The sequence below is a fragment of the Enterococcus sp. BWT-B8 genome (genome assembly GCF_020567625.1).
GTDB lineage: Bacteria > Bacillota > Bacilli > Lactobacillales > Enterococcaceae > Enterococcus_L.
This window is the reverse complement of record NZ_JAJDJV010000024.1, coordinates 1-15,978: the sequence shown is the minus strand read 5'-3', so window position 1 is coordinate 15,978 and position 15,978 is coordinate 1. Positions and strand designations below refer to the sequence as shown.

12 protein-coding genes are annotated in these 15,978 nt (G+C 32.1%); all 12 read right to left on the bottom strand.

Annotated features, from left to right (window positions below; translation table 11 throughout):
- Nucleotides 1–99: 99 nt before the first annotated feature.
- The 12 genes from LI951_RS14765 to LI951_RS14710 all read right to left on the bottom strand — a co-directional run bounded on the left by LI951_RS14765 (nucleotide 100) and on the right by LI951_RS14710 (nucleotide 15,553).
- Nucleotides 100–2,154, bottom strand: coding sequence for a thioester domain-containing protein (locus LI951_RS14765; protein WP_229442776.1), 2,055 nt, complete (start codon nucleotides 2,152–2,154; stop codon nucleotides 100–102).
- A gap of 451 nt (nucleotides 2,155–2,605) precedes the next feature.
- Nucleotides 2,606–3,754, bottom strand: a complete 1,149-nt coding sequence (locus tag LI951_RS14760; RefSeq protein WP_229442775.1) for a phospholipase D-like domain-containing protein — start codon at nucleotides 3,752–3,754, stop codon at nucleotides 2,606–2,608.
- Between the two features lie 36 nt (nucleotides 3,755–3,790).
- A complete protein-coding gene (locus LI951_RS14755; protein ID WP_229442774.1) occupies nucleotides 3,791–5,698 on the bottom strand; it encodes a DUF3732 domain-containing protein in 1,908 nt (635 codons plus the stop codon).
- Nucleotides 5,698–6,189, bottom strand: a complete 492-nt coding sequence (locus LI951_RS14750) for a three component ABC system middle component (RefSeq protein ID WP_229442773.1) — start codon at nucleotides 6,187–6,189, stop codon at nucleotides 5,698–5,700. The genes LI951_RS14755 and LI951_RS14750 overlap by 1 nt, the downstream gene beginning before the upstream one ends.
- The gene (locus tag LI951_RS14745) at nucleotides 6,161–7,396 is read right to left on the bottom strand and encodes an ABC-three component system protein (RefSeq protein WP_229442772.1); all 1,236 of its coding nucleotides are present in this window, start codon (nucleotides 7,394–7,396) and stop codon (nucleotides 6,161–6,163) included. The genes LI951_RS14750 and LI951_RS14745 overlap by 29 nt, the downstream gene beginning before the upstream one ends.
- Before the next feature lie 90 nt (nucleotides 7,397–7,486).
- On the bottom strand, nucleotides 7,487–9,994 hold the full coding sequence (locus tag LI951_RS14740; RefSeq protein ID WP_229442770.1) for a DEAD/DEAH box helicase family protein: 2,508 nt from the start codon (nucleotides 9,992–9,994) through the stop codon (nucleotides 7,487–7,489).
- A gap of 313 nt (nucleotides 9,995–10,307) precedes the next feature.
- Complete coding sequence (locus LI951_RS14735) at nucleotides 10,308–12,074, bottom strand: hypothetical protein (RefSeq protein WP_229442768.1); 1,767 nt, start codon at nucleotides 12,072–12,074, stop codon at nucleotides 10,308–10,310.
- Nucleotides 12,075–12,079: 5 nt separating this feature from the next.
- Nucleotides 12,080–12,406 carry a hypothetical protein gene (locus LI951_RS14730; protein WP_229442766.1) on the bottom strand — a complete coding sequence of 109 codons (327 nt, stop codon included), beginning with the start codon at nucleotides 12,404–12,406 and terminating at the stop codon, nucleotides 12,080–12,082.
- Between the two features lie 294 nt (nucleotides 12,407–12,700).
- The gene (locus LI951_RS14725; protein ID WP_229442765.1) at nucleotides 12,701–13,384 is read right to left on the bottom strand and encodes a DUF5677 domain-containing protein; all 684 of its coding nucleotides are present in this window, start codon (nucleotides 13,382–13,384) and stop codon (nucleotides 12,701–12,703) included.
- A 168-nt stretch (nucleotides 13,385–13,552) separates the two neighbouring features.
- A complete protein-coding gene (locus LI951_RS14720) occupies nucleotides 13,553–13,804 on the bottom strand; it encodes a hypothetical protein (protein WP_229442763.1) in 252 nt (83 codons plus the stop codon).
- 201 nt (nucleotides 13,805–14,005) lie between these two features.
- A complete protein-coding gene (locus tag LI951_RS14715; RefSeq protein ID WP_229442761.1) occupies nucleotides 14,006–14,467 on the bottom strand; it encodes a hypothetical protein in 462 nt (153 codons plus the stop codon).
- A 429-nt stretch (nucleotides 14,468–14,896) separates the two neighbouring features.
- A complete protein-coding gene (locus tag LI951_RS14710; RefSeq protein WP_229442760.1) occupies nucleotides 14,897–15,553 on the bottom strand; it encodes a hypothetical protein in 657 nt (218 codons plus the stop codon).
- Between the last annotated feature and the right edge of the window lie 425 nt (nucleotides 15,554–15,978).

Genomic DNA, 15,978 nt, shown 5'->3' with positions numbered 1-15,978 from the left:
TTATTAGCTTCTGCCGGTATTCCTCATATCCGAGGAGGCTCATTGTCAAGGACAATCGGACAATAACGCGAATTGAAATCGGACACCTTATAAAAACTGTCAAGAAAAGGGTTGCCATTCCATTTTTTGTTCTTTTAAGAAAAAGGTTCCTACAGGAATATTTTCAAAGATGGCTAAGGATTCCTCATTAACCGTTACAGTCTGAAGAACTTGTTTTTCTTCATCTTCTAACGTAAACACAGCACCTTCAGCATTTCCAGTAAACGTAAATTCATACCCATTCAACTCTTTCAAAGTGGCTTCCTCATTTACTTTTTTCAGAACAAAACGATTTAGATGGAGTTTATTTAAAATCGGGGAAGATTCTTCATTTTCATTTGGTTCACCATAAATTTGAATTGTTTTTTCCTTTTCATGATCGCTTGCTTTAAATTCAAATTCATAGTGAGTTTCATCTAAATCATGGGTTTCTCCTGCATCCAGCTCTTTTACATAATACTGACCTTCTGGTAACTGTAGCTGTTCAAAGTTGAACGAGCCGTCTTGAATCGTGCCAAAGTCTAAGAGCATATCACTCGCTAACTTTGTACCGTCAGTTAATGAAAACTCCTGATTTGTAAATAAGCCGAATATCTTTTCATTTGCGGGAATTGCCTCTATTACTGGTTCATTTTCTACCCACTCCTGAATGATTTCTTCATTTTTGTAGATTTCAAGATTTACCTTTTGAAACTCATTTTTTGCTTGAACCGATTGGGAGACAAGCTCAACTTCCTGCCCACCATACGTGAACGTAAAAGGAATCGGTGTCTTATTCAAAATAAAACCGTTTGGAGCAGCCTTTTCCACTGCTTCGTATTTTCCTAGATACAGTTGTGGCATATCAATCAGTTCACCTTTATCATTTGTCTTAACCGTTGCGACAACAGAGCCAGCTTTTGCATGAACATAGTCACCGACTTTTATGTCTTCTACCGCACGAATATCAAAGGTCACATTCGCTAGAGGAACATAATCAAAAATCATCTGATAGAGTGGGCCATACTCTGATTCCTGTTCCTCAACTGAAACAGCTTTCTGACCAGTCTTCTTCAGCTTAAGCAGGCCTTGTTGGGCTTTGTTTTTAAAGGTGACTTCAATGGTCTTATTCGGTTCTACTGTCACTTCTTTGATTTCCCCATTATTAACGTAACCATCACTAGCCTGCACTTCCGAAATTTTTACTTTCGTACCAGCTTTTAAATCGTTCAAACTGGCAAGACCTTCCTTATCCGTGGTCAATTCTTTGATTTGACCATTATATTCTGCCTTCATTTTTGTATTAGGCACTGCTTCGCCAGTATCTTCATCTACTTTTTTTATCTGAACATTCCCATTCAGATTGACTTTGATGTTTATATTCATTTCACCAGCATTATCTAAACGGAATTTTACTACTCTTTGTTCACCGGGTTTGTAGTAAACAAAGCTTTGTCCAATATTTTCTTCAGAAGCAATTCCATATTGGAGTTTTCCAGTTTCTTTCGACTCCTCTGTGGCTGTTAGTTTCAATTGATTCCCGCTTTTTTCTACTTTTATATTCGCCGAGTTTTCAAGAAGACGTCCATAATTTTCTAGAACATTGGCAGAATCTGTCAATGTTACTGATTCACCTACATTCAGCTCTATTGTCTGGTCATGGAAACTTGGTTTCGTATTATGGCGATCAACTTGATTCAAAATTGCAGCTTTCTTCTGTTCATAATTAGGGATTTGAGTAGAAATCAGTGTATCACCATATTCTTGCCAGATAATATGTTGGGTAATTCCATAGTTTTCAGCAGTTGGATTCAACTGATAGCCATAATAAGCAATCAGTGATAAACGTTCTCTCTCAGTTGATGTCATCTCTGAAGGAGTGAAGCCAGATCCACCGTTAATCAATACGCTATGTTCGATACAAAAAGCGGGCTCATTATCTGCTTCTATCAAATAAATTCCTTCATCTGTCCAATGTAAGCCATTCTCTGCCTTGATATACCATGTGGAAACATAGTCAGCTACCTTCGTATAGTTAACTGTAGCAGCTTCACTTGTCATTGGAGCAACAAAAAAAGCAGCCAACATTGTCAAAAAACTGAGCAATGCGACTGCCTGGTTATTTTTCTTATTCATCTCTTCTCTCCATTCTTCAAATTTTTCACTTCCTTTTCTTTGTTGGTGCTCGAATCAACTTTTCATCTTCCACCACCATTCTTATAGAACAATCATAGCAACATCACATTGATTATCGGTTGCTTGAGTCGCAAGCAGCATAGGATTTTCACCTCTCCCCTTTTTATGGCGAGCTTCACAGAAGTATCATTATCCTTCTTGTCCATCATTGCGTTAAGTTGACTAGGCCTAACTTCTCTTAATAAGGAATTCGCTCTGCAAAATGCGTCGTGGCGTTTATTAAAAGATCGCTCCAAACAAGAAATGTGTGACCGATAACTTGTATTCAATTTTCAAAGAACAACTGTTTCTAACTATTAACAACAGCTGATTCTTTGAAAAGGACACAAAAAAACTTACAAGAGAGAAAAATATTTAATCCTCTTATAAGTTTTTACCTTAGATTGATTTTTTATAAATTTGTGTTGTTAATTCTTGAATTAAACAATCCATATTTAGCTATAAATTCTCCTAGCCGATTTCTTCCTGTCGAGATAGTATCAATGTATTCATTTATAGTGTCCATTAATAGAATTAAGTCTTCTCTTAACAAATGTATGTGATTTTCTTTTTCTTGATAAGAAATATTTTGTGCTAATTCCATCAAATCATTATATTCTAGAATTTCTTTTGAATCTCTTTCCATTTTTTCAATCAAATTGAGAGTGTATCCATATTCGTCAAACCTTCTTTTTGCCTCAATCTCTACACCAATCTTACCCACTATTGAACAAATAGAGTTTATTGATTTATCATAACTTTCTTTGAAAGACTGTAAATCTTCATCATAATTAAAACAAACATTCTCCAGTTCTATTAAATGATCACTAAAGAATTCTAAGGCGTTTACAGTACCAATTAGTCTCCTCCATCGTAATTCTTCATCAGAATCTTTGCAGTCATTAAACTCCTTGCCTGTATGATAATCCTTTCCAGTAATATAGAAACTTGTTTGAGAAATATCAGATAAAATCCGCTGAAAATAATCCTCAATACGCAGTAAATCGAAAATGCTATTCAATAAAATGTTATTTTCAATTGAACCATAATAACTTAAAGAACTTCGCTCAAGTTCAGGAATCACTTCATTTAGCAAATGTCTTATAAAGGCAGAATCTTTAGAAACAATACCTGCTTCGTAGTTATCATTACTCATGTCACTAAAGTTAGCAGAACCAACATAAGCTATTTCATCTGTCATAATAATTTTTACATGACTTTCAAAGTTAAAGTATGTATTCAATAAGTAATCATATTTTTCTGGATTTAAAATTGCCAGATACCTATCAATTTTTTCTTTGGATATACTTTTACTTCTTTCAGAAAAATATTCCTCAAACCTTCCTGGTATATTAGTTATAATTTTTACTGGTACTCCTTTTTTAGTTGCTTGCAAGATAGATTTCATAAGTATATTTTCTTTAGTAGAAATTGAAAAGGTTACTACATTAATAAATTCAGCACTATCAAATGAATTAAGAATCGATTGAAAACATGATACATCTTTACTGAAAACAAATTCCATTTCAAATTTATCAAATTGAAAATTCATCCAAGACATCAACTTCTCCTTTCCCAATTATTAAATACAATATTATTATTCAACAGCCCATTCCATTGGAACAAGTTTAGTTTCATCCCACCATTTTTCAATTATTGCATCTTGGAAGTATGGTTCGTCAATATCAGCATGATCAACAACCAAAACTTGCATATTAGGAGCTAGCTCTCGTATCCTTTCAAAGATAAATTCATATATCTTTCTTAGCTCTTGACTATCAACCTGTTGATCCTTAGTTTCTGGAGGAAAATATACTTGAGAAGGCTGATCTAAAAATAGGAAGCTTGGGACTGGTCGGTTATTTTTTTGAAAGAACTTATGAAGAGCAAATAACGCAATCAAATGGCACCCAATCCAATTAGAACCACTACCAAGTTGCTGTAAAGGAACTGGTCGCTCCCTATCAACAACAACTGTTAGCTTGTTCAGATCTAAGCGATATGGATATTCACTATGTTCAAGGTTAAGATCTTTCGCCCATTCACTCATCATAGAAGAAATACGATTGATAGCTGATTGCTTTCTGTCTTCCATCTCATCTAGACTTAGCAACTCATCAATTTCCTCTAATCTGGATTCCAAATCATTTAATTCTTCTCGCTTATTATCTATTCCTTCCGAAATAACTACACTCTCAAGCCACAAACTAATGCGTCCAACGACTCGACCTCTTCTTACATTAATTTCTTTGAGACGAATAGCTTCTTTATTCTCTCGATATATGGCTATTATCTCTGATTGTAATACCTCAATTTTCTCTTCAAAATTTTGCTTTGAAATATTTAATTTGTCAATGTGTTTTCTCAATTGTGGCCGTTCTCTAGAAACTGACTCTAGTTTATTATCTAAAGAAATAATTGAATTCTTAATATCTTTTGAGCTAGGCAACTGCTTTTCAACTTCTTTTGAACATAAAGGACAATGTTTTGGATCAAAATCAATATGTTTAAATAAACCAATTGATTGAAGGCGATTTCTCTGATGATCAACCTCTGATCCAAATCCCTTTACTTGTCCAAGAAACTCTTCAGTATCCCTTATTTCAATATTAGTGGTGTCTAATTCTGTTTTTATTTGTTGTAATTCTGATTGTAGAAATGAAAGTCGATCCATACCAGTAGAGCTAATAGAGACAGAATTCCATTTCGTAGCTTCTTCTAAAGCATTTCTTACTTGTGAGTAATTTAAAGTCTCAGACATAGAATAATTTGAAATCAGCCCTACTTCTCTTGCTTCTTCCAACAATTCGGTGGCTTTGTTAAACCCATTACCCTCAATTAGTTCTACTTCATTAATACTTTTCTTTAATATATTAACTTTACGATTAAGTTGATTTTTTTCTGATTTAAGCGCTAAAGAATTCTCAGTAACTATTCCCAAAAAATAAGGCAAAGTATCTTTTATTGCTTGAGGAATAAAATCTTCTGCCTGTCTATGAAACAATGTTTTCTGAGAAGCTATCTCGTCTTGTCCTTGTATACAATAAAACAGTGTATGTCTAATCTTAGCTATTGTAGAAGACCTACTATGATTTTCTGGTGGATTAAATATATTTTCAGAAATACCTAGTTTTGATGACAGTATCTCTTCAAGTCCATCATTGGTGATTGGGGTTGTTACTGATAAATCATCAGGGATTGATTTTTCACCTAATAAATAACAACATCTGTTTGTTGTTGCTTGTCCATAAGGCGGATTTTCTCTAGCAATAAAAATATACTCCCTTTCATGAATTAATTGAATTCCATACCATTTAACATGATCTCTTACAAAACCATCAGCTATATTACAAGAAGAACTACCAAAACAGTAATCAATAATGTCCCCTATTACAGACTTTCCCGTTTTAGATTTACCTGAGATAATATTTACTGCTCCTGTTTTCAATGGCAGTATTCTTTTTTTTCCATTTTTTCCATATAGAATAATTGCTTTTATTTGCATTACGGTCTCACTCCCCAAGCAGCATAAACATTTTCTTCTGCTTTCATATAAAAAAACCAACGTGCAATATGACGAGATTTATCTAAACACTCTTGCACTTCAGAATCCTTTTCAGCATACTTTTTAATTTCATTACGAGATAATCTGTCACCTAGTATAATTTTGCCTTTTTCAATTTTTATAGTGCCTTGCAAAAGTAAAAATTCAATTGCTTCATTTGTAAAAGAAACAAGATTATTTGCTCGTTTAGCAAAACCAACTAAAATTTCAGGATTTCTTTGAATCCAAATAACCATATTTGTTCTTGAATTAATTTTAAATCTAAGATTTTTTGGTAAAATAATTGGTAAAATCAAATAAATAAGAGGAAAAGGTACACCATCTTTATCTTTCTTTTGATATTCTTGTATAGCTTGATAAAGAATAATTGCACAAAATGATGGATTTAATAGATTGGCAATTTCAGGAGCCCGTTTTTTCCATGGAATCATTCAAAGTTCCTCCCAACAAATAATTTAACCGTTGCACAAAATCTGTATGCCATCCAACTTTTAAATGATTAGCAAGTTCATGAAATGTTCCTCTCATGATAAATGGTTGGGATACATTTGTTCTTATTGGTATATCTAATTGCTCAATATCATTAAAAAGATCTTTTCCAAAATGATTTTTTTGTTGCTCAGAAATCTCTTCTCCATAATCCTCAATTTTTTCTTGCATTATAAAAAATAGGCGCTCCCACTCGTCGACCAGTGTTTTTTCATATTCATCCAGATCATTAATATACAATAGATGTTCTCTAACCCACTGACTTCTTTGCTGATAAGCATTATAGTAATCCTTTATACATCGCTTTAAACGACTATTAGATATTGAAACTAAATTCAACTGTTCTATAAATATTTTATCTTGAGGTAACAATTTTTCTATTTCTTCATCTGTAGGTTCATAATATGGATCTACGTCTATAGGGAGAGAATCATTTTTGTAGTCACTTCCTATATCAAACAATTCATTTTGTAATTGTCGATAGCTGATAAACACTGGTTCAGGTGAAACTAAACATTGGATTACATGATTTATCCACCAACCAATTAATTTATCATAAACACGATCCTCAAACTGTGGAAGAGTCGTCATACGAACATAATGCATAATCTCTTTCTTAATAGTATCTATAGAAGAAGCCTTATCATAAATAAATATATTCTTCATAAGTTCTTCTCTATTGATTTGTGATAGGGATAAAAAATTTTTATAAAATGGGGCATTTGTTTTCCCCTGATCTGTTTCAGCAATCTCAAATAATATTCTTTGTGCTTCAACGATATTTCTTTCAAAATAACTAGTTAAACAAGATGCAGCAGTTCCTACTTTCGCTTGCGCAGTTGTAATAATGATAAATGTTGTATCTGAAATTATTAAATCGTAATTTTTAATGGAATCACACCAACTGTTTATTGTCCTCCATAAATCGGTACTGGTATCCGTTAAACTTCCACGTTTATTAAGTTGATGTTTTGTCTGAATCAAAGTTTCAGGGCTATCATTTTTTACAAAAGCTACATCATCAAACCGTTCGATACACACCTTTGATTCCGTATTTCTATTCTCTATTAATGATAGAAGTGCCGACAAAACTTGATATAGATACCCTGACAGTTGACCTGGGGCATCATGGTTACTTCTCTTAGTCATAAGTATTACCTCACATTAAATTAATGGATGAATTTTACAATTCCTTTCTTCAATTACTGTATCTTTACAGTCCGAACTGATAGTATAAATTTAACCTAAAGTTTTCCTCTTTTTAAAACTTGTTGTGTAATACTCAATAAACATATCATTTGAAAGAAAATATTGTCTCAAATTATTTTCTATGGACAATCTATCAAATGAATCAGTTGCTATCGCATCACAAAATTTTTGAGCATTATCTTTCAATTTAACCAATAACTCTTCATTAATAATTCTTATTTTTCTATTTGGAGATGATGAAAAATCAAATACCTTACTTTTATGAATTAAAATGGGGGTGTGTTCATGATCTGGATAAATATTCTTAAACCATTCAATAGAACCATTCATTTGATTACAGTCACTTTTAGAAATTTCGCTAGTCTCTGCTTCGTTTTTACATTCTACTATAAAATTGTTTTTACCGTTAATCAGCCACAAGTTATCAGGACCTTGACCATAAGAATTTTCAGGGGTCTGAGAACTATATCCTAAAAGTTTCCCCAATTCAAAAAAGGTATTTTCAAATGTTGAATACTTTGTATCAAATATTAAGTTGTCTAGTAGCGAATTTATGTCAATTAAAAAATCATTTGGACTTTCGTATTTTTCATGTATATACTTTTGAACATTTGCAGACTGGGAAAGATTAGGAATATTTCTTTTTTCATAGCGAATACCTTCAATCGGTCTAATAATTTGACTATTTAAATTATTAGCTACTTTTATTAGTTCTTGTGCTTTTACCTCATTATATTTATTTATAAATTTTGCCAAAAAATAATTTAGATAACCTTTCTCATTTGGTTGATTTTTAAAGTCACTCAGAATATTCTTTTCTTTAGATAATATTTCATCAATAGATGTCATTTGTAATGCCGTTAAATAAAGTGCTTTTGCCATTTCCTCAAACTCATTTTTATGTTTTTTATTATTATACTCAACTTCACTTAGATATTCTTTACTAGTAGTGATCCACTCATCATCTCTACTCAAAACTGTATCAATCGCGTCTTCATAAGCAGAGATAGGAGAATCTTTATCTTGATCTTCTAAAAGTTCTTCTGACAATTTTAATTGTTCACGAGTAGCTGGCGAAAAATATTCAAGGGCATTATTTACATATAGGCTTTTTATTAGATCTGTTCCCATTAAAAGTATGACACAATAGTCTTCTTTTGATCGAATTCCTCTTCCCATCCCCTGTTCAATGACTCTAATCATTTTCTGTTCAACTTGTTTTGTTCCCCGAAGTATTTTTTGATCAAACTTTTCTAATTGAGATTTTGGATCTGGAATCCCATCAATGATTAAAATTTCACAAGCTTTCTTGGGTAAATCGATTCCATCATATCTTGCAACGATAACCGTCACTCCAATATGCCTATTTTTTAATCTTTCTACAATCTCACTCACATCGTCTTCTTCTGTTTGAATATAATCATGATAGCCTTCCCACTCTCTTGCTTTTTTATAATTTGGAACAAGAACTACTATATTGTGATTTCTACCTTTATCAAATATAAATTCTTTTATATCAAAACTTGAGATCTTCGGGTTAGTTGCTTGGGGAGTTAGTATTAGTCTCTCACCAATATCATTAGCACCTTTAGGAGAAATAATTTCATAATTTGTATTTAAGCTGAATTGACTAACCATAGTACTCTCATCTTCAATGGTTGCACTCATAAAAATTCTATGAGGGCATTCACTGAAACTCAGAATCTGATCGACAGGAGCGTATCTTAAAGATATAGTCAGTCCCCACTCAGTAAAAAAAGCATCCGACATATGCAATCTATCAAGTAGTAATGGCATGTTAAATGCAGCTGATTTTTGATAGTTGGAACCTTTATGATCAGCAAAATTTCTAATCTCTTTTTGCAAATAACTGATGTTTTTTTGAAGTGCCCAAAAAGGAATAGGGATACTTACACTTTCATACTCTTCAAACATAAGAACTTTATTATTAGACTGCTGAACTAGAGATGGTCGGATCTTTAAGAAAAAATCCTCAACAAATGTATCTTCTTGCCTAGGAATGAAAAGAGAAACTTGATTTCTGCAAATGTCTATACATCCATGTGCATCATCAATAATCAACGCACCTAAGTTAATTTTCTTCTCATCAATACCAAAAACTGATTTCCCATTAACTAGTCTATGAATATTTGTGACTAAAATTGCTCTACCTCTTAAAAAAGAAATATCACTGGGTTCCGATGTTACAGTAAGGTTTAAATCTTTAGCTTCATTTATTACCTGTGACAAAAGATAGTTATCTGGTACAAAATAAGCAACTGGTCCTTTATTTTCATTTAGATAGGACTTCAGTATTAGTAATCCAACCACTGTCTTTCCGCTACCAGTATTCATTTTTAAGATAGTATCCTTTTTATTTCTGCCTTTTTCCATCCAAGATTTCAAAACTTCTGTTTGAACATCTCTAAGATAACCATCATATTTAACACTTTTATTTGGAAGAATATCAAAGATTTTCTTTGGATCAACTGTACTTTGAGCTTTATTTTTTGAAATATTTTTAAAGTTTAAGCCCAAGATAACCAACACCTTTCCATTATTCATTTACATCTATTATATCATGAAGATAGTTTTTTTTTACCTACCAATTACAATGATACCACCTTTGTTCACTAACAATTTTATTTGTATGGCCGAAATAGGCATCCAATATCTGATATATAACTAAACTACTGAAATTCTAGTATTGAGCCATGAACTATTTTCATTTTCTACTTCTTTCCATATATATTTTTTACAACAAAAAATCTTATTTAGTATACACTCTCTCATTAGGCTCTCTCATAATCATTTTATGAGTGGTATTTATTTAAAAGAATAGCTTTGCTACTCACCACCAAGAGTAACCAGATTTTTTCAATACTTTTGATTCAGAACTTTCCTCATGTTTCCGTTTTCCAAAATACTCATCATTTAATGCCAAAGTAGGATCATACCAATCTGCTTTTTTCTTTGCCCATTGAATCCATGTTGCTGTTTCATCATCTAACTCATCAGATTTCTCTAGAGCAGAAATATAAGCTCGAATTTTGCATGCAGTTTCATAATCTTCAGCTTTATTTACTAAAGCCTCTGTATTTGTCACTTCTAAATTATAACGTTCTCTCTGTTGTTCCTTTTTCTGACGTTCAATTTCTCTTTGGCGCGCTTTCTCTTCACGCTCTTCTCGTTCTTGTCGAAGCACATCAGAAACTTCATATAATGCTAACACAATATCTCCTAGCATCTCCTCAACAACATAAGCTTTGCAGTCTCTATATGTCTTTCTACCATGAATCGTTACACTAATTCTTCCATTAAATAGATAATCATATTTTCTAATATTGGGTTTTGATGCATAGGAGTTGTTATTGTGCCTATCTTCATATTTCAAGAGTTCCAAATTTTCTTTTTCTGTAATAATATGAGGAATTTTATCTTTAGCTTCTGTAACAGAAATAGATACGATTTCCTGATTCACCTTAATTTTTAAATCATTTGTAAGTTCACAGTTTAAAGGCACCAATGCTTTTATCAATGCATCGAAAATTCGACAAACTCTGGGCAATGCTTCCTCTGAAATAGTATCTGCTAGAAAGGGCGGATCTGATAAATTTCTTTTTCCCCATCCTTTCGCTTCATTTTTCTTTAACTCTCTTTGCCATTTTGATACTTTTTTTCTATGGGCAATAATTTTTGAATTCATACGTGAGTCCTCATCTGGTAGCATTATTTGATCGGCTACAGCTAAAACCAGTGTCCGACTTTCATTATCTAAAAAATTTAAGACTTCACCTTCATTTGGGCTAATTTTGATTGCTTCAGAACGTAATCCTGTTTTTTGCTCTGGATAATTTCCTTTTGGTAAAGGAATCTTTTTCACGGTCTTCCCAGCTCGTACTCGTGACCAATATCCTGCTGGAGGAGTGGGTACATTTAAAGCCTTACATATCTTATGAATAGCACTGTCTGACACTGAATAAATTTTTGCAATTTTTGTAATCGGCTGTTTCCATACTTCTTCATAAAGATTTGACCTTTTATAAATATTATACGTTTTTCCAAACTGCTCGATTATTTCAGGAGGTAGAATTTTAATTTCTGAATTTTCGGAAATAACAAGGCTCTCTTCACTAGTATTTGTAACCCTTGAAACAGCTTTTTTCCGAGACTTCACGCCAGGGGTAGTTTTATAGATCGACACACTTTCTTCTGGATCTCCCGTCAGCTCAAGAACAGACACTTCCTTACCACTAGATAACTTCATCCAATAGCCAGAAGGTGGAACAGGGATTTCTGCTATCTTAAGTTGCCTAATCATATGCCCATATGGAATGTTGTATTTTTTTGCAACTCCAGCAATAGATATTTTCCATATTTCATCATACAATTCTTTTCGGGTTTTAATTAAAGCCGGCTGCTCTGGCATCCATTTCTCCTCCTTCTCTAAATAAATAATATTAAGGTTACTGCCTTTACTTTCCTTTTCAGTATCATCCGAACTAGCTTTTCCTTTTGCGAAAACGCCATTAATAACGACTTGCTGCTTTTCACTATCACGTTCAACTTCACTAATATTCTGAGTAGTTCCCATAAGGAGAGCTTGAAACTCTTTCATGCCTCCTATTCGTCGTTTTCGCTTAATAGAAAAACCAAATCTCGTTTCATTTCTTCGAATTGACTAACAATAGTGTTAATACTATTCTCGATATTCTCTATTTGGATTTCATTAATTTTTCCGTGATTATAGGCAATTAATCTCTCTGGAACAATTGAATAGCTCCAATTAGAGCGATAACTTTCTTCATTGCGAATAGCAAACCCTATAGGCAATAAGTTATTTCGCATTCCAATGGTTAGCATATTAGTTGAAATGCCTAGATAGTCCGCAGCTATTTTTATCGTTACTTTGGACATATTTCTAATTTCGTCGTCAGTGTATTTAGTCATGTGATTCACTTCCTTCGGTCCATAATAAAACGCTTTCAAATTTATTTTAACAAATTCCAAACAAAATGATAAGACATCTTTAAGTTTACTAAAAGTAAATATATTTTTTCTACCTTTCCAAAACTGAAAAAGCGCTCTACTCCGATTATCTTATGTATATTAGAGTTGCCTTATATATTTTTTAAGAAATTATGCTCAATTATAGATAATCTAGATTACTTTAATCAAATTTTTCGAAAAAAATTCTGACTAAAAAAGAGAAATGCTGATTTTTCAACGTTTCTCTTTTGTCATTTATTTAGCTAATTCTCCCAGTTTTTTCGAAAATTCTTCTATATTCTTACCGTAATTAAAAAGAGGTTGGCTTTGTGATACTTTATAGTGGTTTGCTATAAATGCAACATCATCAACTAAATTTTTGATATCCCACATGAGCGATCCAATTAAAAGATTTAAGTATTCATCTGGTAATCTTTGTGTAAGGTTTGTAGCATTAAGATTCTCTTCTAACCTTTGTGGGTGTACCCAATTTGATAATTCATCATAATTGGAAAAGTACTCAATTCCATTATAGAAAGTATCACTCAACACCTTCAATGATTTATCACTTGCTATTTCATACCAAATTTTATAAGGAGACATAGTGAAACGCTCCTTAATAGATTTTTCATAGTCATTTTTAAAATCGGCTAATTTTTCTCTTTCTTCTTTAGAAAACAAATTCGAATCATCACTATTTAAGACTTTCTCCCATTTTATAGAGCTTTCAAATCCTTTCTTACTAAAATATGCTTGAAGAAAATCCTCTTTTTTTTCAGAATTTGAATACGCCTTAAATGCTATTTGCATTTCAAATACAGTTCTTTGCAATGGCAACACACCATCTGTAATACCATTTTCTAAAAGAAAAAAAATAGTATTTAACCGTAAATTTATATTTCCCACTATTAAAAATAAGAAAGCATCTTCGTCTCTCAATTGACCGGTATCTTTTTCCCCATCTTTTCTAGTTTTTTTAAACGTCTAGCCGTTTCCTCAAAAATTTTTTTATAGCTTGGAAAAGACTTATCCATGAATGTTCCCCTTTCATTTAGTAGTCCGAAAATTTTCTAATCACATCTCATTATTATATAATATCTTTCCGTTTTAACATCTTCCCATAATATCTTGTAATTCTTCAGCAAATTCTAACTGTTTCATGAACAAATCATCAATAAAAAAATTTTCTTCTGTTTTTGTTTTCAAATTTTCATATATGATAGTTCCGTCTACTATTGTTGATGACTCAATATCGTGGGCCAGAGAATTTCGTAGATCTATCCATTCTTGCTTAGGTGCTTTTTCTCCAAAAAGTTTCTTGAAAAAAGTATTCCGCATCTCCACATTACTACGAATCATTTTATTAATCTCATTTGAAAGAATTTCTTGACTGAATTTACTAATATTATGCTCTTGAGGTACTCTCTCAATTAAGACTGATTTAAATAAGCTTTCACTTATAATCATAGAATAAAGTATCAGTGATTTCTTAGTTAAATCATCAGAAATATTATTTACTTTCTTCTGTATATCATTAATTGTGCTTTCGAAAGTAAAAAACTAAATTGGATTATTCATATAATAATCATATTCATCATACTCTTCTTCTATTATGTTGGGCCAATATTGTAATTCTTCTGGTAACTCATACTCCTGTTCAAAACCTGATGGAACCTCATGATAATCAAAAATAGCTGAGATCATATCTCTATTACGCCTTGGAAACTCAATTACTATTTCTGAAATACTATCTGCTGTGCCTTGGACGGGTAAACTATCCAAGCTGAAATCACTAATCATTGAAGAATCAGTAAAACAATCCTGACTGATAAAAGCAAAATATTCTTCAATTGAAATTTCTTTCCCCCAAGGAAGGTAAATTTCAAAATATTCAAGAATCTCTATTTCACATTCTTGTCTAAAGCGATCCCAATCTACATAATTGCCATACACAAAATCATCATGTCCTATATCCACTTCGGTCTCTATATCAAAATCTTTATGATTAAAAATTCGTTTCACTTTTTGTCCTACCATCCTATCCAAATTATTTTAATAGCCATTTGTCTACTTACAGTTTTATCAAATTTATTATACTACATTTCATTCACAACTAAGAATGTCATTTTTCCCCACATCCATTTCCTTATTTCAGAATTATCTATGACTTTACTAAAAAGCTATGTTTATTAATTATTTAGTTTCAAAGTTCCACAAAGAATCCATGCCACTTTGAGAAAACTATGTACAATTATGAACTATCTACTTTGAATCAAATCTTCCAATCTTTAGAAAAACATTCCAACTACAAAAAAGAAAAACACTGATTTAACAGCGTTTCTCTCTCATTATCTATGAATTTTTGGCAACTCTTCTATCCTTTTAAAAAGCTAAAAAACGTGCAGTCGCAATAATAACAGATATATTCACAATATAGAATCTATACTATGATTAATCATCTCTACTAAAATTTTCAGACATCTTTCTTATCTTTACTGCTCTGTAATCAAAACCTATCTCTTCCATCAATTCTTCCCAAGTTTTACCAAAATGTCTTTTCAATGTGTCTACTGAAGGTAACTTAGTTGAGCAGTTTCTTTTTCTAAACTCAGTTATCGAAGGATTTCCCTCCATCCCTAACCGAACTATTTCATTTTTTAATTCAAGCAACAATTCAAAATTAGTTTGGTGAATTTCAGTGTTCATTTTCTTCTTAAACAATGGTTTCACATCGCCTATTCTTTTTTTCAATGTACTTAAAGAAGGAACATTTTTCCCTACTGAAATTTTTTCATAAGATCGTTGAGATTTAATATTGTTACTGACAATAAATTGTTCAGCTGACATATATAGTTCTTCATTGGTCATTTTTTTCCAGCTTTTTTGATTATTGGTAATTATTCCTATTCTTAGCATCAGTTTTTCCCAAGAACCATATCTCTCTACAATAAACCAAACACTTGGAACTTCTTTCGGAAATTCTTTTATTTTCTGTTGATATTGCCTAACAGATTTGACGTCATTTTTTTCAATGAAATTATTGATTATCATCATCAAAATTAGATCATTTTGGTCCTTCCAAATGACTTTTTTGTCTTCTTTACACATAGTTTTCTCCTTAATGTTTTAAGAGAAAAGTGTGCTACTCTCCCATTTGTGCAGCAAAGTAAGTGTTTTGCCTTTTTCATCGTGCTGAGCAAACCGGGCTTCATATTTGCTCAACTCGGTAAATGTTTTGGTATTTTCCTGATTACTTTTGTCGTCAAAAAAACTCCTATTTTTTTCTCTATTTTGACGACTACTGTAGTCAAAATGGGACAATCTAAAACAATCTAGGAAAAATTTCACCAGAATCTTCATTTTATTAAGAGAGAGTAAAAGAAAAAACCCTTGATATACAAGGGTTTTTCGGCTCTATAATATCTAGTGTTGGTGGCGTGATTGTCACTGACACTTTTTTCGTTTTGAAAAAAAAACAGGAAAGACATCTTGAAATCCAGTAGAATTAAAGTCGACAAAAACCAATTCAAAGG

Excerpts from the sequence above, each read along its gene's own strand:
- LI951_RS14710 (WP_229442760.1), bottom strand. The coding sequence starts at position 15,553 with ATGTGTAAAGAAGACAAAAAAGTCATTTGGAAGGACCAAAATGATCTA.
- LI951_RS14750 (WP_229442773.1), bottom strand. The coding sequence starts at position 6,189 with ATGATTCCATGGAAAAAACGGGCTCCTGAAATTGCCAATCTATTAAAT.
- LI951_RS14730 (WP_229442766.1), bottom strand. The coding sequence starts at position 12,406 with ATGACTAAATACACTGACGACGAAATTAGAAATATGTCCAAAGTAACG.
- LI951_RS14735 (WP_229442768.1), bottom strand. The coding sequence starts at position 12,074 with ATGAAAGAGTTTCAAGCTCTCCTTATGGGAACTACTCAGAATATTAGT.
- LI951_RS14760 (WP_229442775.1), bottom strand. The coding sequence starts at position 3,754 with ATGTCTTGGATGAATTTTCAATTTGATAAATTTGAAATGGAATTTGTT.
- LI951_RS14745 (WP_229442772.1), bottom strand. The coding sequence starts at position 7,396 with ATGACTAAGAGAAGTAACCATGATGCCCCAGGTCAACTGTCAGGGTAT.
- LI951_RS14765 (WP_229442776.1), bottom strand. The coding sequence starts at position 2,154 with ATGAATAAGAAAAATAACCAGGCAGTCGCATTGCTCAGTTTTTTGACA.
- LI951_RS14755 (WP_229442774.1), bottom strand. The coding sequence starts at position 5,698 with ATGCAAATAAAAGCAATTATTCTATATGGAAAAAATGGAAAAAAAAGA.
- LI951_RS14720 (WP_229442763.1), bottom strand. The coding sequence starts at position 13,804 with ATGATTCGTAGTAATGTGGAGATGCGGAATACTTTTTTCAAGAAACTT.